Raw genomic sequence first — 18,519 nt, 5'->3', positions numbered from 1 at the left:
AACCCCCATATCTCATTTATGTACCTTTGCATTTTAGCACATTCTGTATAAAAACGACAGTAAGCACTTTCACTCAATCATATAAAGATTTACGATAATATTGTTCTAACCTGCTGCAATCATCAATTGACTTTATTGTTGGAACCTCCGCTAAAAGATGATCAGGAAGAAGCTCACCTGAAATTTCACATTTTCCATATTCGCCTTTTTCCATTCTCGCTAATGTGCTTTCAATATCAAATAGCTCATCCAAAATATAAGGCCTAATTAATTTTGAACTGTTATCATCCATTAATTTTTCTAATAGTTCCTGTCTTGTATTACGGAGTTCTGAATAGAGCTTTTCAATGTTTGCATCCATGTCTTTTCCTCCGTTCATTTATTTATCTTTTAGTATCTCAATGATCGGCTATACGAACCGGGAAAAGTTTTTACAATGGGAACAACAATTAACGGAGTTGGAAATTATAGAAAAATTCCATTCAAAAAAGCCCCTGTTTAGCACAGGGACTCTGAAAAAAAATTATACGAGGTGACTATAATGTGTTTGAACAACATCTGCACAACGCGGGCATAATGTCTCGAATTCTTCAACTTTCCCAACTTCAGGTGTGACTGTCCAGCAACGCTCACATGTTTCACCTTCTGCTTTTGAAACAACAATTGCAGTATTTTCAAATTTAATGGCATGTTCAGGCGCATCTTCAAATGTTCCAGCAATCTCAAAACTAGAAACGATAAAGAGCTGATGTAAATGTTCATCAATTGATGCAAGTAATTCCTTCACTTGATCGTTCACATATAGGGTTACTTTAGCAGCAAGTGATTTGCCAATTACTTTTTCATTTCGCGCTTCTTCCAATGCCTTTAATACATCATCACGAAGCTTCATAAATGATGTCCATTTCACTTCTAGTTCTTTCGCATTTGGCAGCTCTTTTGCTTCTGGCATATCTGTTAATTGAACACTTTCTTCAGTGACAGCAGGGATAAAGTTCCATACTTCATCTGTCGTATGAGAAAGAATTGGAGCTGTTAATTTTGTCAGCGCAAGCAAGCTTTCGTATAGAACAGTTTGAATCGCGCGACGATCCGCATGATCTGCTCCTTCAATATAAAGAATGTCTTTTGCAAAATCAAGATAGAAGGCACTTAAATCTAATGTACAGAAATTATTAATCGCATGGTAAATGCCTGCATATTCGTAGTTTTCATATGCATCTCGGACTGTTTGAATCAATTTATTTAACTTAACAAGCATAAATTGATCCACTTCACGCAATTTTTCATATGGTACAGAGTTTACAGCTGGATCAAAATCATCTAAATTTCCAAGTAAAAATCTAAATGTGTTACGGATTTTGCGGTACACTTCAGCAACTTGCTTAAGAATCGGATCAGATACACGTACATCTGATTGATAATCAACAGACGCTACCCAAAGTCTTAAAATATCTGCTCCAAGCTGATTCATCACTTTAGAAGGAACAACGACATTTCCAACCGACTTACTCATCTTTCTTCCTTCTCCATCTAATGCAAACCCATGACTTAGAACTCCTTTATATGGAGCCTTTCCCGTAACTGCAACAGCAGTAGATAAGGATGAGTTAAACCAGCCACGGTATTGGTCCGATCCTTCAAGGTAAAGATCAGCTGGTCTTTGCAGGTCATCACGCTCTAATAAAACGGCCTGATGTGATGAACCAGAATCAAACCATACATCCATAATATCCGTTTCTTTCGTAAATACACCGTTCGGACTTCCTTGATGTGTAAATCCTTCTGGCAGCAAATCTTTCGCTTCCTTCTCAAACCAAATATTTGATCCATGCTCACGGAATAAATTTGAAACATGATCAATCGTTTCATCCGTAATGATGGACTCACCGTTCTCGGCATAAAATACAGGAATTGGCACTCCCCACGCACGCTGACGAGAAATACACCAGTCGCCACGATCACGAACCATATTGAAGAGTCTAGTTTCTCCCCAAGCAGGTACCCATTTTGTTTCCTTCACCGCATCCATTAGTTCATTACGGAAATCTTTAATTGATGCAAACCATTGAGCAGTTGCTCGGAAAATAACTGGTTTTTTCGTACGCCAATCATGTGGATAGGAATGTGTAATGAATGTAAGCTTTAATAATGCTCCTGCTTCCTCAAGCTTTTCAGTAATCGGCTTATTAGCCTCATCATAAAATAGTCCTTCAAATCCAGGTGCCTCATCTGTCATTACTCCACGATCATCAACTGGACATAATACATCTAGACCATATTTTTGACCGATATAGAAGTCATCTTCCCCATGTCCTGGTGCCGTATGAACACAACCAGTACCTGCATCTGTTGTTACATGGTCTCCTAGCATAACAAGTGAATCACGTCCATAAAGTGGGTGGACGGCAAGAATATGTTCAAGCTCTGCCCCTTTTACTGTTTTCACTAGTTGCGGATTTTCCCAATCTAGCTCACTTGTAACAGCCGACAATAATTCTTCTGCAACAAGATATTTATTCCCTTTTTCCTCAACAACTACATACTTAAGGTCTGGATGAACAGAAATCCCAAGATTAGCAGGAATTGTCCAAGGTGTAGTTGTCCAAATGATGATTTGTGTATCTGTATCAATCACATTTTTTCCATCTTTTACTTTAAAACCAACATAAATAGATGGGGAACGTTTGTCTTTATACTCAATTTCCGCTTCAGCTAATGCTGATTCAGAAGATGGAGACCAGTATACAGGCTTTTTCCCTTTATAAATATAGCCTTTCTTTGCCATCTCACCGAACACCTTAATTTGCTGTGCTTCATATGCAGGCTTTAATGTAATATAAGGATTTTCCCAATCCCCTCTTACACCTAATCGTTTGAATTGTGAGCGTTGGCTGTCAATTTGTCCATATGCATATTCTTCACACAACTTACGGAACTCGGCAACAGTCATTTCTTTACGCTTTACACCTTTATTTGTTAATGCCTGCTCAATTGGAAGACCATGTGTATCCCAGCCAGGCACGTATGGAGCATGATAGCCAGTCATTGATTTGTGACGAACGATCATATCTTTTAAAATTTTGTTTAATGCATGCCCCATGTGGATATCCCCATTCGCATATGGAGGTCCATCATGTAGGACGAACATCGGACGGCCCTTTGTCCGATCTTGTACCTTTTTATAAATATTTAATTCTTCCCATTTTTCTTGGATCTCAGGCTCGCGTTTTGGTAAATTGCCACGCATTGGAAATTCTGTTTTCGGCATTAGTAACGTATCTTTGTAATCCATTTCAATTCCTCCTGTAGTTCTCATTAACTTCATGATTGCCATTATTAATTGTAATCAAACGAAAAACCATTTTTGAGAAAATAAAAAGCTATTTTCGTAAATATTGTTGCTAATTAAGAACAAGTTTGTAAAGGTTGATTTCCGCGTACGTGTGCTCCCTTTCCGCGGGGTGGTCCGTTTGAGCCTCCTCGTCGCATACGCTCCTGCTTAGGTCTCAGCTGTCCCACACATCCCACAGGATATTGAGTAGACTTCTTAGAATTCACACCGCACGAAGGAAATGCGAATGCATTTTCGAGGAGTCTCGCACCTTTCGCTCCAATCAACCGACCTAGTTGGTCAAACACATTTATTCAAATATTTGATTCATATGCAACAATCTTTTAGAAAGAGCCAAATAAAAAAAACCTCTCATCCCAATAAAGGGACGAGAAGGTTTATCTCCCGCGGTACCACCCTTGTAGACAGAAAACAAATTCTTTTCTATCCGCTCAAAGCATCCTTAACGCGAATGACACGCCTTTGCTTACTGTTTCGACAGAAATGTTCAGCAAGGAACTCCAGGGTGATTTTCCAATATTCCGCTTATACTAGGCTTGCACCATCCCTAGTTCGCTAACATGCTAGAATAAAACTATTCAAGCATTGATAAAAGCGATTAAATATTGTACTGTCCCTCTCACAGTTGAAATTTTTAATTTACTTTGTTTTTAAAATTATATTCATTAATTCTTTTTTCGTCAAGCCAATGAATCCTCTTCTTGAGCTGATTTTAATTCAGTAGCATCTAGCTCATATTCAAGTAGATGATCCCAATCATCATTATTTAGTAAATCCAATTGTGCTTCAATCAGCATTTTAAACCGGGTTCTAAATACTTTTGATTGTTTCTTTAACTCTTCAATTTCAAGAGCAATCTTTCTGGCCTTCGATAGCGATTCATTAACAATTCGATCAGAATTTTTCTCTGCTTCTTTAATGATTAACTTTGCCTCTTTTTGGGCATTTCTCTTTACATCTTCTGCCGCCTCTTGTGCGATGACAATTGATTTGTGTAAAGTCTCTTCGATATTTGTAAAATGGCCAATCCGATCGTTTAAATCACTTAATCTTTCTTCTAATTCCTTTTTCTCACGGATTACGATTTCATAGTCTTTAATCACTTGGTCAAGAAATTCGTTTACTTCGTCCTCATCATAACCTCGGAACCCTTTGCTGAATTCTTTATTATGAATATCCAACGGTGTTAATGGCATAATGGCCACCTCCCAAAAATTCCTTTTTCTTCTCATATGTATAATGTAAAACTCAATCAGATAGGGTATCATCCCTACTGGATTGTTCATTAAACCAATGGATTTTACAGGCTAGTAGCACTCGATTCATCCTTTTTGCATAACATTTCTCATAATGGCGTAATAACCATTAAAGTGGAATAAATCTAATATTCGACAACGTGCACCATAATCCTGCACGCTACTCAAAAATATTTTTACATAAATGGACTTTTTCCTCAATTGTTTTATGGATTTTATTTTATATTTAGGCTGTTTTCGTAAACATTGTTGCTATTAAGATAAAGTTGGTAAAGGTTGATTTCCACTCCAGGTTGCTCCAATCACCGACCTTGTTGATCAAACATTTGATTCAAAAGCAACAATCCTTTAGAAAAGATCTTTTAGAAAACAGCCTACATTTATTTCACTTTGCCTGCAGTAATTCTCCATCTTTCCTTTTTGGTTTTGCCATCAAGTGAGATGATCTTCAAACGGCCATATCCACGGACTGAAATTACATCAGATTCTCGACACTCAAAAGCAGTATTTTCAATTATCATCCAATTTACCTTTACCAAACCTTGTTGAATAAACATTTGGGATTTTTGTCTTGATAGATTATGTACGGCAGAAATAACTGTATCCAATCTTAAAGAAGTAGAAGTCACTACGATCTCTTGCCACTGTTCTTGTAGTTGGATCGCATGCGCAATTGGCTGTTGAATAAGGCTTACTTTTGCTCTTCCTACAGATTCTAATTGTAAACTTATGTACTCGGCAACATCTTTCGTAACAAAAAATTGAATTCGATCTCGAAAGACAAGAATATCACCGAATTTCCCCCTCTTTAACCCAAGTGACATTAAACTACCGAGCACTTGAGGGTGCTCGATTGTAATAAATTTCTTTGGATAGTCAAGCTCATAAAGGCAAATCTCAAAATCATCTGCTGCTAATTGATGATACTCAGGATATAGGAATGCTCTTTTTCGTTCTGTCCCGTCAGTTCCCCCAAAGAAATCAATCTTCACATCTGTTTGATTTCCAATAATCGTCCTTGCTATTTCCTGCTCACGGGGATCAAGGAAATCGGTCAACTTAGGAGCATAAGCATTTTCTACTGCTTCCTTCCAGTTCAGAACTTGATCGATAAACTCCTTCTCCTCAGGACGAAAATGCTGATAAATCGACATTAAAAAACCCCTTTATGAAAAGAATAAAGGGCCTTTCAAAAAAAGGCCACTCATTTCCTATATTAAGCAATCCAAAGGAAAAGCTGTTTTAAGCCGCCATCTGCAAGACGGAGAACCAAAATAGCTACAATTGGAGAAATATCAATCATACCAAGTGGCGGAATAATTTTTCTAAATGGGTCTAAGTAAGGCTCACAAATTCTAGCTAAAAGCTGACCTATTGCTGACTCTTTTGCATTTGGAAACCATGAAAGCAGAATATAAATGATTAATCCCCATGAGTAAAAATAAATTAAAGTCGATAGAACACTATATAACGTATACATTAAATACTACCACCTCGTATTTTCAAAATCTTGTTCCTGTATCATTTGTGAGATATTCCCTGATATTTCTACATTATCAGGTGTACAAAGGAAAATATCTGTTCCAATTTTTTGTATATCTCCACCAAGGGCATACACAGTCCCGCTTAAAAAATCAACAATTCGCTTTGCTTGGTCACGCTCAATCCTTTGTAAATTGACGACAACCGCTCGCCTATTTTTTAAATGATCAGAAATATCTTGAGCTTCTGCATATACACGAGGTTCCATTAACACCATTTTGGAAGATTTCTGCACACTTTGCAAACTTACGATATTATTCTTTTGAGCAGGCTGATGTTTCTGAGATTGTTTCATTGGCTCGGCTTCTTCTTCGATAAATTCCTCTTCCTTTTCATCGTATTCATCATCAAGGAAGAAAAATGTTTTGAATTTTGATTTAATACTCATTATAAGGTCACCCTCCTACTCCTCTTCACCTACTAAAGCTGTTCCAATTCGAATCATCGTTGCTCCCTCTTCAATTGCAATCACATAATCATTGGACATTCCCATGGAAAGCTCTGTACAAGGCGCATGATTTAATTCTAATTCTTGTATTTTCTTCTGCCCCTTTTTTAAGCTTTGAAAACAAGTACGCAGCATTTGTTCATCCTCTGTATATGGAGCCATTGTCATCAACCCGCATACTCGGATATTTCTATACTCGCTTAGATTGACTATAAAATCACATACTTCTTCTGGAGAAATCCCTTGTTTTGATTCCTCCCCAGAAACATTCACTTGAACAAAACAGTTAATTAACTTGTTCGCTCTTTTATCAATTTCTTTCGCTAAAGAAAGTCGATCTAAGGAATGGATATAATCAACTTTATCAATTATATTTTTCACTTTACGTGTTTGCAGTGAACCAATATAATGCCAATTTGGCTTGTCCGTAAGTACTTCCCATTTAGCTATGAGACCTTCATCTCTGTTTTCTCCTAAATGGGTAATTCCCGCTTGCACCGCTTCAGCCGCTCTTTCTGTAGTAACATACTTTGTAACAGCTATAATCGTTATTTCCTCAGGATCACGATTAGATAATGTGCAAGCATGCTGAATATTTTTTTGAATAAGTTTCAGGTTTTCTTCTACTTTCAAGCTTGTAAATCCTCCTTCCAGCCGATAAAACTCATCATTCTCCCCGTACGCCCTTTATCTCTTCTGTGGGAGAAAAAATAATCTTCATGACAGCTGGTACAAAAATTCGTTACATGAATGTTTTCTTCTCTGACTCCTGCGTTTAAGAGGATCGCATTATTTGTTTGTTTTAAATCTAATTTAAATTGATCATCATCTATTTGTTCATATCGGTTACTATCATCTTGACCAACTCTTGCTTTTACTAAAGATATCACATGTCGATCAACTATATAACAATTTTTGCAAATGGATGGACCAACAATGACTTGTAGTTCATTCTCATCAATGCCTTCGCTTTTATACCTCTTTACCATTTCCTCGGCAATGCCATGTACAGTCCCCTTCCAGCCTGCATGAACTGTACCAATAAGCCTAGATTTCTCATGAAAAAAGTACAAAGGAACGCAATCAGCAAAACAAAGCGTTAATAATAGATCCGCTTCACTTGTATAAAACCCATCTGTTTGCTTAAAGGATTCATCATAATGAATGGCTCCTTTTCCGCCGTCTTTTTTAAAAACCTTTTCAATGTTTATTTCATGCGTTTGTTCTGCGCCAATCCATTTACTTAATGGAATATTAAGCAGATCTGCCGTTTCCTTTCGATTATGGCAAACAGACTCAATAGAATCATTCACATGTAATCCAAGATTCATTGTAGAGAAATGGGATTGACTAATCCCGCCATTTTTACTAGTAAAACCAGCAACTAATCCAGGATATCGATCCATCCACTCTTTAATGAAAAACAACCCATTCTGTTGTAAAATAAATGGCTCCATTCGCAAATCCTCAGCCTTCATTTTCATATATTCTCTAGTTTACCATATCCTTCATCCCGTTCACAGTTAAAAGAGATAATTATACCTCATCTTCGACATCATTCAACATATTTAATTCTTTGTGACGCACTAATATGACATCTTCACCAATTTTCAAGATATTTTTCCAAGGAATCACGATATCTTCCTCACGGCCGAAAAAGCCTAACACCCTCCCTGGACCTCCAATAATAACCGCATCTATTTTCCCTGTTTGAACATTTATATCAATATCACCAATATTCCCTAGTTTCTTACCATTTGCCACGTTCACGACATCCTTCAATTGAAACTCTGAAATTTTAATCACATTCCCACCCCCACATGTTTCACTTATATAAATAACTATATGATTGTATTCATAAAATTATCGTAACCTGAGGGGGAATATTATTTTCATTCTAGAAAGGAACAAATGTGCGTGCACCTTGTTCCTCTGCCCTATTCGATTAAAAAAATGCGGTTTGCGGGTAGATCGACACGTGCTTTGGCACAATTGCTGCGGAGCCGTACTGAGGTTGGATTGGCAAATAGGCATTTTTGCTATAAGGAAACACTTCTACTCTTGCGACGCATATGCTTTGATGCCTTCCTTGTCAGGCAACTGGACGATAAACAAACACTTTAGCTTAATATCCAACATGGCTGCCTAAACGCAATAAAGCTGCCATAATGGCAGCTTTAGCTTTGAATATTTTTATTCATTTGTTTAATTGCGGCCTTTTCTAGTCTTGATACTTGTGCCTGTGAAATACCAATTTCCTCAGCAACCTCCATTTGGGTTTTGCCTTGGAAGAATCGTTTTCTTAGTATCATTTTCTCGCGCTCGTTTAATCTACGCATCCCCTCTTTTAAAGCAATTTCCTCAATCCATTGAATATCTTTATTTTTTTCATCACTTAATTGATCTAGTACAAATATTGGATCTCCACCATCATTATAAATTGGTTCAAATAATGAGATAGGATCTTGAATAGCATCCAACGCAAAGACAATTTCCTCATGTGGGACATCTAATTCTTTCGCAATCTCCGCAGCAGTTGGCTCCTTTGATGTTTTACTCATTAAGCGCTCTCTCACCTGTAATGCCTTATAAGCGATATCTCTTAATGACCGAGACACACGAATTGGATTATTGTCTCGCAAATACCTTCTGATCTCACCAATAATCATTGGAACAGCATAGGTGGAAAACTTTACGTTTTGTCCTAAATCAAAATTATCTATCGATTTCATCAGACCGATACAGCCGACCTGGAATAGGTCATCAACAAACTCGCCTCGATTATTAAAACGTTGGATGACACTTAATACGAGACGTAAATTACCATTGACGAGTTTTTCCCGTGCGGATATATCCCCCTTATGCATTTGCTTGAAGAGCTCTCTCATTTCTTCATTTTTCAATACTGGAAGCTTTGAAGTATCAACACCGCAAATTTCTACTTTATTTCGAGTCAATCCTTTTCCCTCCTCACAGGAGCTGCTGTACAAAAAACAGTATTTCCTTGAGCAGGAAAAATATGCACATGCCCTATTGCATCATTGAGCAGAAAAACAAGAAAAACGTCATGAAAACAAGTGATTTGCGGCTTTCTATCTGAAAATATTTTTTTTCGTAAAGTCGTCTTATACCATTTTATTAAATTCCTTTTTTAATCGTTTAATGATCCTTTTTTCTAAACGAGAAATATAAGATTGCGATATCCCTAGCATATCAGCCACATCTTTCTGTGTTTTTTCATCACCAGTGCCGAGGCCAAAACGAAGCTCCATTATTTGCTTTTCACGATCGGACAATTGATGTAATGCTTTTGAGAGTAGTTTTTTGTCCACATTCGCCTCAAGGTCCTTCGTAATAATATCATCATCTGTTCCAAGGACATCAGATAGTAAAAGCTCATTTCCATCCCAATCAATATTTAATGGCTCGTCAAACGAAACTTCTGAACGAATTTTGTTATTTCTTCGTAAGTACATTAAGATTTCATTTTCAATACATCTGGATGCATACGTAGCAAGTTTTATTTTCTTTTCCGGATTGAATGTGTTTACTGCTTTAATGAGTCCTATTGTACCGATGCTAATCAGATCCTCAATATTGATCCCGGTATTCTCAAACTTCCTTGCAATATAGACAACAAGCCGTAAATTTCTTTCAATGAGAATGGATCTTGCTGCCTTATCTCCGTTTGGAAGCTTCTCTAATAAGACTTCCTCTTCTTCTTTACTTAATGGAGGAGGCAATGCTTCACTTCCACCGATGTAAAATACTTCATCTGTTTTCAGTCCTAGTTTCATTAATAATTTATACCAATAGTATGAGATGCGAAGCTTTAAGCTTTTCATGAAATGTCCTCCCCTTTTATGTAAATTTTCCTATCCTGCTTTTCTGAAACCTGTTAACATTTTTGGATGAACGATGCATTGGAAAGCATCATCAGAAGATAGTTGTTGAATGGTAAATGAAATAAGACCCTTATCTACACAGTAAAACTCATTATCTTTTTCGATAACTATTTTTTCTGGTTTTAACGCAATGATTAATTGATGCTCTTGTCCAACAACACTGTATGGAATGACTCGCATTTTATGTTCCCAATCAGAATCGATACGCTCATTTCCTAATATAATCTTCTCAGGATTTTGAGCAATTTTCATTAGTTGTACAGGAAAATCCCCTTGTTGATCCTTTATCGATATAAACATAACTGGCATTTTTGATATAGGGTCATATAACTGATTTCCACTATCAACTAGACCTTTGAAATGATAGTCTTTATTATTTATCGTTATAATCACTCTCACTAATGAATCATATCGGATCTTCGTCATTTCAATCCCTTCCATGTTTCGCTTTGAGAAATGCCAAGCAATTGGGAATCCTAGCAATACAAATAGCCAACTGATCGGATCACCAAATCCTTTTACACTTGCGAGCAAAACAGATGAAGAGAGTTGGAAATCAAATTGAATAAAATAGTGTACACCAATTAAAGATCCACCGATTAAAAAAGTGATCAAGTAGAAAGTAAAGAGACCACTGAAAAAATAACGAATTCTCTTAAATCCAAATACAGTAAGGACCATTACAACTGAAAATATTAATTTCACGATTGGGTGTCCAGAATAAGCATCAAATGGAGTAATTGATAATAGGATAATCATTGAGCCAATCAATCCACCAGTAAAAATCCGCCAAAACCGCACATCCCTTTTTAGAATGATCGCAGTCAAATAAAGGAGTAGGCTATCAAATAAAAAATTCAATGCCCAAATTATATCCAAATATACCTCCAATCATTTTCCTCCTTTATTCAAAACGTTCTATTATTTAACTATTAATCTGTTAAAAAAAGTATAGCCCACATCAATAGATGGAGTGTGTCACTTTCTGTAGTGAAAACACAAGAAATTTTCACTATTCTCTTCGTATTTTGTCAATATTTATCAGAGATTAACGAGTAGCTATACTTATCTTGAATCGATATACTTCGACTTGATTTTGTCACAATTTAACGTCCCTCTCTTCCGCATGTGTGATTTAGATCACAGAACACAGTGTTGTTATTCACTATAATTACAGTGATAATAAAGAAAAGAGGTTTTGCAGCATGTTAGATCAAAAAACAATCGATATTATTAAAAGCACCGTTCCTGTATTAGAACAACACGGAGAATCAATTACAAAAAAATTCTATGAATTAATGTTCAATAACCATCCTGAACTATTAAATATTTTCAACCACGCCAATCAAAAACAAGGTCGTCAACAAAAAGCATTAGCGGGCACAGTCTATGCTGCAGCCAAGTACATTGATCAACTTGAAATGATCATTCCAGTTGTTACTCAAATTGCCCATAAGCATCGATCTTTAGGGATAAAGCCAGAGCACTATCCAATTGTAGGTGAACATTTACTATTAGCAATTAAAGAAGTATTAAAGGATGCAGCGACTGAAGAGATTGTGGACGCTTGGGGAAAGGCTTATGGTGTGATCGCTGAAGCATTCATTAATGTCGAGAACGATCTATACGAAAATGCAGAAAGCAAAGAAGGCGGATGGAAAGATTTCAGAAGCTTTAAAGTAGCAAATATCATCCAAGAAAGTGAAGTCATCAAATCCTTCTATTTTAAACCGGCGGATGGCGGAAAAATCACTGACCATATTCCTGGACAGTATATTAGTCTAAAACTAACAAATATTCCAGGTGAAGAGTATACACATATACGTCAATATAGCTTATCTACTTCAGCAAATAATGATTATTATCGAATCTCAGTAAAAAGAGAAGATGCAAACGACAATAAGCCTGCTGGTATCGTATCTACTTACTTACATTCTCAAGTGAAAATAGGAGATTTAATTGAAATCAGTGTGCCTGCTGGTGAATTTGTACTAGAAGATAACAGTGACAAACCAATATTACTTCTAAGTGGAGGAGTTGGCATCACACCAATGCTAAGCATGCTTAACCATTTAGCAAATAAAGATCAAAAAACTGTCTTTATCCATGCTGCTATTAATGGGAATGTACATGCCTTCATCGATGAAGTGAAACAAATAGAGAAAAATAATGAACAGATTACAAGCTATTTTTGCTATGAAAAACCTACTGCCTCAGATAAAGAAGCTAAAGTTTATCAGAAAGAAGGCTATATTACCGCAGACTGGCTGAAAGATATTAAAGTCAATAAAGAATCTATTATCTATATGTGTGGCCCTGTTGTCTTCATGCAAGCAATGTACACAGCGTTAATAGAGGCAGGATTTAATAAGGATCAAATTCGCTACGAGTTCTTTGGTCCAGCAATGGAATTAAAAGAGCCAGCAATTGTTTAATCAAAATAAGGACATACAAAAAGGCACGAATGCTCAATTAGCTTACGTGCCTTTTTGCATGTTATTCAGAAGAGAAACCTGACCAAATTGAACAACATCTGAGCAGGTATATTCTCTATTAATTATCTTCTACGATTTCTGTTACGTAAAAATGTAGGAATATCTAATGTATCTTCTGATTGTTGAGACTGTGTATTTCTTACTGGTTCTTGAGAAACCTCTTCTCGCTTCTGTTCACGCTTAACCGCACCCATTGGATTTGGTTTTTGTTGTCCAAAAGTAGGACGAGCTTGCTTTTGTTGAGGAATTTCTTCATTAAATCCAGTCGCAATGACAGTCACGACAATTTCATCATTTAAATCTTCATTAATTACAGATCCAAAAATCATATTTACATCTTGATCTGATGCAGTAGCAACAATATCAGCTGCTTCTTGAACCTCATAAAGACTTAAATTTGTTCCACCAGTAATGTTCATTAGAACACCTTGAGCTCCATCAATTGATTTTTCAAGTAATGGAGATGAAATGGCCTTCTTAGCAGCTTCTGCAGCACGATTTTCACCAGCTGCAATACCAATTCCCATCAATGCAGAACCTTGGTTTGACATAATTGTTTTCACATCAGCAAAGTCTAGATTGATTAATCCTGGTGTTGCTATTAAATCTGAGATACCTTGTACACCTTGACGAAGTACATTATCTGCTTCACGGAACGCCTCAAGCATTGGTGTGCTCTTATCGACAATTTCTAATAGACGATCATTAGGAATCACAATAAGCGTATCTACCGCTTCCTTCATGGATGCAATCCCACCTGCCGCTTGTGTTGAACGCTTTCGACCTTCAAATGTAAAAGGACGAGTCACAACACCGACAGTCAAAGCACCTAGTTCACGAGCAATTTGGGCGATAACTGGAGCTGCACCTGTACCTGTGCCTCCACCCATTCCGGCTGTTACGAAAACCATGTCAGCACCTTTTAATGCCTCTTCAATTTGTTCTTTGCTTTCCTCTGCTGCCTTTTTACCTACCTCTGGATTAGCACCTGCACCTAGTCCACGAGTAAGTTTGCCACCAATTTGCATTTTCACTTCTGCTTTTGATAAATTTAAAGCCTGTGCATCTGTATTAACGGCGATAAATTCTACACCTTGAACCCCATGTTCGATCATTCGGTTAACCGCGTTATTACCGCCGCCACCAACGCCGATGACTTTTATTGTTGCTAATGAATCTAAATTAGTATCAAATTCCAACATGACAAATCCTCCTAATTCGTCGATATTCCAGAGAATACCATTTTTTACTCAAAAAAGTATCCAAGGAACTTCTTCACTCTTGATGTAATTTTTTCTTCCGGTTGCTTTTCCGGCTTTGTTTTTGGTTGCGGTTGTTTTTGTACACGCTTTTCTTTCATTTCGTGTGTAGCAGAAGGAGTAACTCCTCCCATTTTCCTGCCTTGAATCTTTGCGTTTTTATATGCAAATTGAATAAGTCCTACAGCAGTAATAAATTGTGGTTCTCTTACACCAATATAATCTGGAATGGCGATTCGAACTCGATTTTGAAATACTTCCTGCGCTAATTCAAGCAACCCTTGCGTATTGGCTACTCCTCCTGAGAGTACATAGCCACCAGGTAAATCATGAGCTCCAAGTCGCTTGATTTCATTTTGGATTAGTTCAAAAATCTCTTCCATCCGCGCTTCAATAATGTCAGAAATTTCTAATTGATTAAATTGCTGATGTTGATCACTGCCAATAATCGGAACACTGAAAACCTCATCCTCTGATGCATGATCATAGAATGCATAGCCATATTTTATTTTTATCTTTTCTGCATCTTCTGTTGATGTACGAAGACCGATAGATAAATCTTTCGTAATATGATCCCCACCAACAGGAAGAACGCTTGTTGCTTTCAAAAAGCCATTTTCGAACAAGGCAATCGTTGTTGAGCCACCACCAATGTCGATAAGGGCAACACCAAGATTTTTTTCATCTTTTGATAATGCATATGAACCTGCAGCTAACGGCTGAAGTGTTATATCAACGATTTCAAGTCCTGCACGTTCAACACAACGCAAAGTATTATGTAATATTGTCTTAGATCCGGTAATAATGGTCCCTTCCATTTCAAGACGTACCCCGATCATTCCACGAGGATCACTAATCTCATCTAGCCCATCTACAATAAACTGCTTAGGAATGACATCAATAATATCTCTCTCAGGTGGAATAGAGACAACTTGTGCTGCATCAATTACTCTTGCTACATCTTCATCAGAGATTTCGCGATTTTCACTCGATACCGCAACAACTCCATGAGAAGGTTGAAGCATAACGTGATTGCCAGTAACCCCAACTATCACACTAGTAATTTCCATTCCTATCATTCTTTCAGCCTGCTCAATTGCTTTTCTTATTGAATGAACGGTTTCATCTATATCAACAATGGAACCTTTTCTTAATCCCTCAGACTTCACACTGCCGACACCAATAATATTCAAAGAGTCATTGACCATTTCTCCAATGATAACTTTTACACTGGATGTACCGATGTCAAGACTTACATATATTTCATTGTTGTTCATTCTTTGGCACCTCCTTTTGCAAATCAATAATTAATATCACGAGAATAGCCATTCATTTTATTAATTAATAAAATTATTCGTCAAAACTATTCTATTCCCTTTTAAAAAATTAATTTTTTTCTGTTTTTTCACGTTTTATCGTTAGATTTGTTAAGATAATCCTTCTAATAACAGCAATGTTTTGGAATAATCTTACCCCAAAAGCAAATACTGCTGCTAAGTATAAGTCTACACCAAGATGAACACCTAGAAAAGCTAAACTTGCAGCAAGAATGATATTGAAAAAGAAACCTGACACAAAGACTTTTTCATCGTAAATATTTTGTAGATGTGCTCGTATTCCTCCAAATAATGTATCAAGTCCTGCTAACACAGCAATTGATAAATAATTCGCATATTCTTCAGATACTTTAATCTCTGTTAACAGGCCAAGAATTACTCCTATAATTAACCCTAATATAGGAAGCCACATTATGAATTGCCTCCTTTTTCAGGGTCCACTGGCTTCATATCCCTAATTCTAATTGAGTCATCATATGCGGGGATCGTTATTTGTCCCTCTGGTTGTATCACTTTCACACGAAGATTGTCTACAAAAAACTCATCTGCTGATTTAGAAACCTGCATCCGATTATATAACTTTTCAGCACTATGGCTATTATCAGCAATCACCTTAATTTCAAATGGCAATTTATTAATCGAATGTCCGTCAATTTTAGTTTCTCCATTTATATCTCGTATAACAGTTGTATTTATTACACGTTGATTGTCAATTGAGATGTGCAACGCTTCGTACATATTCAATTCGTTAACCAATCTTTTTAATAAATCAGGCGATACGTTTGAGACAGTATTGCCAATAAGTAAATCTTCAATCACTGGCTCAATCCTTAAAATAATCCCGTATCCCTTTACTTCTGTTAAACCTGCTTCCACTCTTAATTCTTCAAGTGTATTTCTTAAGATTGCTTCTTTTCCTTGATTGAGTTCTGTTTCATATTGGGCAATTTTTTCTTCATAGGAACGAACTTCTCGAAGTAATTTTGATTGAAGTTCATTCTCTTTTAAAATGTCCTCGCGAATCTGCCATGTATCACGAGTATCGCGAACTTCCGGCTCTTTAATCGTTCTAAATTGTATGGCAAGCATAAAACCAATAACAATTGTAATAAGTGTAAAACTGAGCATTTTTTTCTTGTCCACGTTTTATCACCTTCATTTCCAAACTTAATTTAAAATGTGGACGTTAACTAGCTTTCAATAAAGGTTCCATTACTATTTCAGCTTTTTGCACTAAACTAAATTGAATATTCTCATTCACTAACGAATCCTTCACTCCACCGGTTAAGTTCAATGCTGAGGCTAAAACATCGCCATTTCCAATTGCTGTAATAACAAAAGGCGCAGGATGCTGATAACCATCAATTTCAATTACAGGACCATTACATAAAATATATGAATTATGGGATAATCTTTGGCCATTTACCGCAATTGCTGATGCACCAGATATATACAATTCATTGATGACCTTGAACACATGATGCTCATGTACAATATAATTATTTATATTTTCCTCTTCTGGATTATAAGCTCCGTCAGCAAGGATCACTTCAACTCCTTGGCCCATTACACCCATTTTACCAAGATACATTCTTAACTTTTCTGTATCCTCAGCAAGATTAAAATAGATTTGTGCTTCTTGTGATAATTCCGTTTCAATTTTACGGACACGCTCTTGTTTTTCATGTAATTCTTTTTGTAATGTGAAATTTTTATTTTCCAATTCAACTAATTGATCACGAAGCTCTAAATCCCTATTCCATTGCTTTCCTGAGATAGCCGTTTTCTCACTATCACTTTGAGTGACATGGTATGAAAAGGCAACAATATAGCCTAAAACAAGAAAAACCAATGAAAAAATGACTTGGCTACCCTTCAGCTTCGGTTTCTTCTTCATCTTCATCAGCTCCCTCTTGTTCATAAGCTTTAAAATAAGAGCCGACTTCCATGTCTATTATCCCTTCTTTACCTGGTTCTAACTGGCTTACTATTGAAGGGTAATGTGCCATATTTTCAGCAAAACTTCTTACTGTTGCACTCACCTCATACCCATCATTCATATAAAGAGTGACATGATAAGTATCGGTCTCAGTTGCCGTATGATGTATCTCTGAAATAGAGTTAATGACTTCTTCTGGCAGCAACTCAAGCTCTTCAATCATTTTATTTAATACATTTCCTTCTGAAAAATGAATAAGAATAGGCGCATTTGTTGGAATTTCCTTATTTTCATCTACACTATTTAATAGCTTTCCATTTTCAATGACTGGCACATACTTCTTATCTTTTTTTATATAGGCAATTCGTTTATATTCTTCTATAGTGATCGAAACCTTATTTGGCAAGTGTACTTGAAGCTTTGCTGTTTTTAGTTCAGGGAGCTTCTTTAATTTACCCTCAATTACTGCTTCATCTACCTTCCAAATATTTGTATCTTTTGACAGATTGGCGATAGAAAGAAGTTCTTCATCACTATAAAATGTGTTTCCAGAAATCTCGATTTTATGAACATGACTTAAAGGTGATTGGAAATAGACAATAAAAATAATTAATGAGAAGAATAATAGCAACAAGAGAATGAGTCTTCTATTCGCTTTTTTTCTTCGCTGCTCTTTAATTTTTGGAATTCGATCCTCTAAAGAAACGATCTTCCCTTTCTCCATTCAATTCACCCCACATAAAACAGCTTGTCCAAAGAAAATAAAACAGAAAGTGCAAGCATCTTGATTCGTATGACGCCACAGTTGATCATATTATTTCCGAAACAGCTAAAAATGGCCTAATTATTTGTATTTTACTACCAAGAAAATAACGGCACGCCTAGACATGCCGCTTTCTAGTTGTTTAGGTAATTATAAATCGCACGTTTTATATAACTTTATGAGTAGTTTAGTCTACGTCCGGCTTCGGCGCCTATCGCCT

19 protein-coding genes and 1 other annotated feature are annotated in these 18,519 nt (G+C 36.5%); of the genes, 1 reads left to right on the top strand and 18 read right to left on the bottom strand.

The genetic code is table 11. The features are described 5' to 3' along the window. Nucleotides 1–73: 73 nt before the first annotated feature. From J2Z40_RS02985 to spoIIGA, 12 genes are all read right to left on the bottom strand, one after another. A complete protein-coding gene (locus tag J2Z40_RS02985) occupies nucleotides 74–361 on the bottom strand; it encodes a hypothetical protein (protein WP_066393427.1) in 288 nt (95 codons plus the stop codon). Between the two features lie 162 nt (nucleotides 362–523). Beyond that, nucleotides 524–3,295: an isoleucine--tRNA ligase gene (gene ileS, locus J2Z40_RS02980; RefSeq protein WP_066393423.1), complete on the bottom strand. Its 2,772-nt coding sequence runs from the start codon at nucleotides 3,293–3,295 to the stop codon at nucleotides 524–526. A 420-nt stretch (nucleotides 3,296–3,715) separates the two neighbouring features. After that, nucleotides 3,716–3,987, bottom strand: a binding site (T-box leader). Nucleotides 3,988–4,035: 48 nt separating this feature from the next. Continuing rightward, on the bottom strand, nucleotides 4,036–4,551 hold the full coding sequence (locus J2Z40_RS02975; RefSeq protein WP_066393420.1) for a DivIVA domain-containing protein: 516 nt from the start codon (nucleotides 4,549–4,551) through the stop codon (nucleotides 4,036–4,038). Between the two features lie 440 nt (nucleotides 4,552–4,991). Further along, on the bottom strand, nucleotides 4,992–5,765 hold the full coding sequence (locus J2Z40_RS02970) for a YlmH family RNA-binding protein (RefSeq protein ID WP_066393412.1): 774 nt from the start codon (nucleotides 5,763–5,765) through the stop codon (nucleotides 4,992–4,994). A 62-nt stretch (nucleotides 5,766–5,827) separates the two neighbouring features. Beyond that, the gene (locus tag J2Z40_RS02965) at nucleotides 5,828–6,091 is read right to left on the bottom strand and encodes a YggT family protein (protein ID WP_066393409.1); all 264 of its coding nucleotides are present in this window, start codon (nucleotides 6,089–6,091) and stop codon (nucleotides 5,828–5,830) included. A gap of 6 nt (nucleotides 6,092–6,097) precedes the next feature. Next, nucleotides 6,098–6,541 carry a cell division protein SepF gene (locus J2Z40_RS02960; protein WP_066393403.1) on the bottom strand — a complete coding sequence of 148 codons (444 nt, stop codon included), beginning with the start codon at nucleotides 6,539–6,541 and terminating at the stop codon, nucleotides 6,098–6,100. A gap of 15 nt (nucleotides 6,542–6,556) precedes the next feature. After that, nucleotides 6,557–7,234: a YggS family pyridoxal phosphate-dependent enzyme gene (locus J2Z40_RS02955; RefSeq protein WP_066393402.1), complete on the bottom strand. Its 678-nt coding sequence runs from the start codon at nucleotides 7,232–7,234 to the stop codon at nucleotides 6,557–6,559. Next, nucleotides 7,231–8,058, bottom strand: a complete 828-nt coding sequence (gene pgeF / locus J2Z40_RS02950) for a peptidoglycan editing factor PgeF (RefSeq protein ID WP_066399214.1) — start codon at nucleotides 8,056–8,058, stop codon at nucleotides 7,231–7,233. The genes J2Z40_RS02955 and pgeF overlap by 4 nt, the downstream gene beginning before the upstream one ends. Before the next feature lie 79 nt (nucleotides 8,059–8,137). Beyond that, nucleotides 8,138–8,407 carry a YlmC/YmxH family sporulation protein gene (locus J2Z40_RS02945; RefSeq protein WP_066393401.1) on the bottom strand — a complete coding sequence of 90 codons (270 nt, stop codon included), beginning with the start codon at nucleotides 8,405–8,407 and terminating at the stop codon, nucleotides 8,138–8,140. A gap of 371 nt (nucleotides 8,408–8,778) precedes the next feature. Then, nucleotides 8,779–9,558 carry an RNA polymerase sporulation sigma factor SigG gene (gene sigG / locus J2Z40_RS02940; RefSeq protein ID WP_066393399.1) on the bottom strand — a complete coding sequence of 260 codons (780 nt, stop codon included), beginning with the start codon at nucleotides 9,556–9,558 and terminating at the stop codon, nucleotides 8,779–8,781. 168 nt (nucleotides 9,559–9,726) lie between these two features. Then, nucleotides 9,727–10,446 (bottom strand): RNA polymerase sporulation sigma factor SigE, encoded by a 720-nt coding sequence (gene sigE / locus J2Z40_RS02935; protein ID WP_066393398.1) that lies wholly within the window; start codon nucleotides 10,444–10,446, stop codon nucleotides 9,727–9,729. Between the two features lie 30 nt (nucleotides 10,447–10,476). After that, nucleotides 10,477–11,397, bottom strand: a complete 921-nt coding sequence (spoIIGA, locus tag J2Z40_RS02930; RefSeq protein WP_066393396.1) for a sigma-E processing peptidase SpoIIGA — start codon at nucleotides 11,395–11,397, stop codon at nucleotides 10,477–10,479. A gap of 314 nt (nucleotides 11,398–11,711) precedes the next feature. Between spoIIGA and hmpA the strand changes: the two genes are divergently transcribed. After that, entirely contained in the window at nucleotides 11,712–12,941 is a 1,230-nt protein-coding gene (gene hmpA, locus J2Z40_RS02925) for an NO-inducible flavohemoprotein (RefSeq protein WP_066393395.1), read from the top strand. Nucleotides 12,942–13,063: 122 nt separating this feature from the next. On the opposite strand, the gene ftsZ is transcribed toward hmpA, so the two are convergent. The 6 genes from ftsZ to J2Z40_RS02895 form a co-directional block, all read right to left on the bottom strand. Further along, on the bottom strand, nucleotides 13,064–14,203 hold the full coding sequence (gene ftsZ, locus J2Z40_RS02920) for a cell division protein FtsZ (protein WP_066393394.1): 1,140 nt from the start codon (nucleotides 14,201–14,203) through the stop codon (nucleotides 13,064–13,066). Nucleotides 14,204–14,247: 44 nt separating this feature from the next. Then, nucleotides 14,248–15,537, bottom strand: coding sequence for a cell division protein FtsA (gene ftsA, locus J2Z40_RS02915; protein ID WP_066393393.1), 1,290 nt, complete (start codon nucleotides 15,535–15,537; stop codon nucleotides 14,248–14,250). A 109-nt stretch (nucleotides 15,538–15,646) separates the two neighbouring features. Beyond that, the gene (locus J2Z40_RS02910; protein WP_066393390.1) at nucleotides 15,647–16,009 is read right to left on the bottom strand and encodes a small basic family protein; all 363 of its coding nucleotides are present in this window, start codon (nucleotides 16,007–16,009) and stop codon (nucleotides 15,647–15,649) included. After that, nucleotides 16,009–16,740 carry a DUF881 domain-containing protein gene (locus tag J2Z40_RS02905; protein WP_066393387.1) on the bottom strand — a complete coding sequence of 244 codons (732 nt, stop codon included), beginning with the start codon at nucleotides 16,738–16,740 and terminating at the stop codon, nucleotides 16,009–16,011. The genes J2Z40_RS02910 and J2Z40_RS02905 overlap by 1 nt, the downstream gene beginning before the upstream one ends. Nucleotides 16,741–16,783: 43 nt before the next feature. Further along, nucleotides 16,784–17,494: a DUF881 domain-containing protein gene (locus J2Z40_RS02900; protein ID WP_083953998.1), complete on the bottom strand. Its 711-nt coding sequence runs from the start codon at nucleotides 17,492–17,494 to the stop codon at nucleotides 16,784–16,786. Continuing rightward, nucleotides 17,466–18,260, bottom strand: a complete 795-nt coding sequence (locus tag J2Z40_RS02895) for a cell division protein FtsQ/DivIB (RefSeq protein WP_066393378.1) — start codon at nucleotides 18,258–18,260, stop codon at nucleotides 17,466–17,468. The genes J2Z40_RS02900 and J2Z40_RS02895 overlap by 29 nt, the downstream gene beginning before the upstream one ends. Between the last annotated feature and the right edge of the window lie 259 nt (nucleotides 18,261–18,519).

It is taken from the genome of Cytobacillus eiseniae (assembly GCF_017874625.1).
Classification (GTDB): Bacteria; Bacillota; Bacilli; order Bacillales; family Cytobacillaceae; genus Cytobacillus; species Cytobacillus eiseniae.
The sequence above is the reverse complement of the archived record's forward strand: the minus strand, read 5'-3'. Positions and strand labels throughout refer to the sequence as shown.

Coding starts and splice junctions, on each gene's coding strand:
- J2Z40_RS02985 (WP_066393427.1), bottom strand. CDS start 361: ATGGATGCAAACATTGAAAAGCTCTATTCAGAACTCCGTAATACAAGA.
- ileS (WP_066393423.1), bottom strand. CDS start 3,295: ATGGATTACAAAGATACGTTACTAATGCCGAAAACAGAATTTCCAATG.
- J2Z40_RS02975 (WP_066393420.1), bottom strand. CDS start 4,551: ATGCCATTAACACCGTTGGATATTCATAATAAAGAATTCAGCAAAGGG.
- J2Z40_RS02970 (WP_066393412.1), bottom strand. CDS start 5,765: ATGTCGATTTATCAGCATTTTCGTCCTGAGGAGAAGGAGTTTATCGAT.
- J2Z40_RS02965 (WP_066393409.1), bottom strand. CDS start 6,091: ATGTATACGTTATATAGTGTTCTATCGACTTTAATTTATTTTTACTCA.
- J2Z40_RS02960 (WP_066393403.1), bottom strand. CDS start 6,541: ATGAGTATTAAATCAAAATTCAAAACATTTTTCTTCCTTGATGATGAA.
- pgeF (WP_066399214.1), bottom strand. CDS start 8,058: ATGGAGCCATTTATTTTACAACAGAATGGGTTGTTTTTCATTAAAGAG.
- sigE (WP_066393398.1), bottom strand. CDS start 10,446: ATGAAAAGCTTAAAGCTTCGCATCTCATACTATTGGTATAAATTATTA.
- hmpA (WP_066393395.1), top strand. CDS start 11,712: ATGTTAGATCAAAAAACAATCGATATTATTAAAAGCACCGTTCCTGTA.
- ftsZ (WP_066393394.1), bottom strand. CDS start 14,203: ATGTTGGAATTTGATACTAATTTAGATTCATTAGCAACAATAAAAGTC.
- ftsA (WP_066393393.1), bottom strand. CDS start 15,537: ATGAACAACAATGAAATATATGTAAGTCTTGACATCGGTACATCCAGT.
- J2Z40_RS02910 (WP_066393390.1), bottom strand. CDS start 16,009: ATGTGGCTTCCTATATTAGGGTTAATTATAGGAGTAATTCTTGGCCTG.
- J2Z40_RS02900 (WP_083953998.1), bottom strand. CDS start 17,494: ATGAAGAAGAAACCGAAGCTGAAGGGTAGCCAAGTCATTTTTTCATTG.
- J2Z40_RS02895 (WP_066393378.1), bottom strand. CDS start 18,260: ATGGAGAAAGGGAAGATCGTTTCTTTAGAGGATCGAATTCCAAAAATT.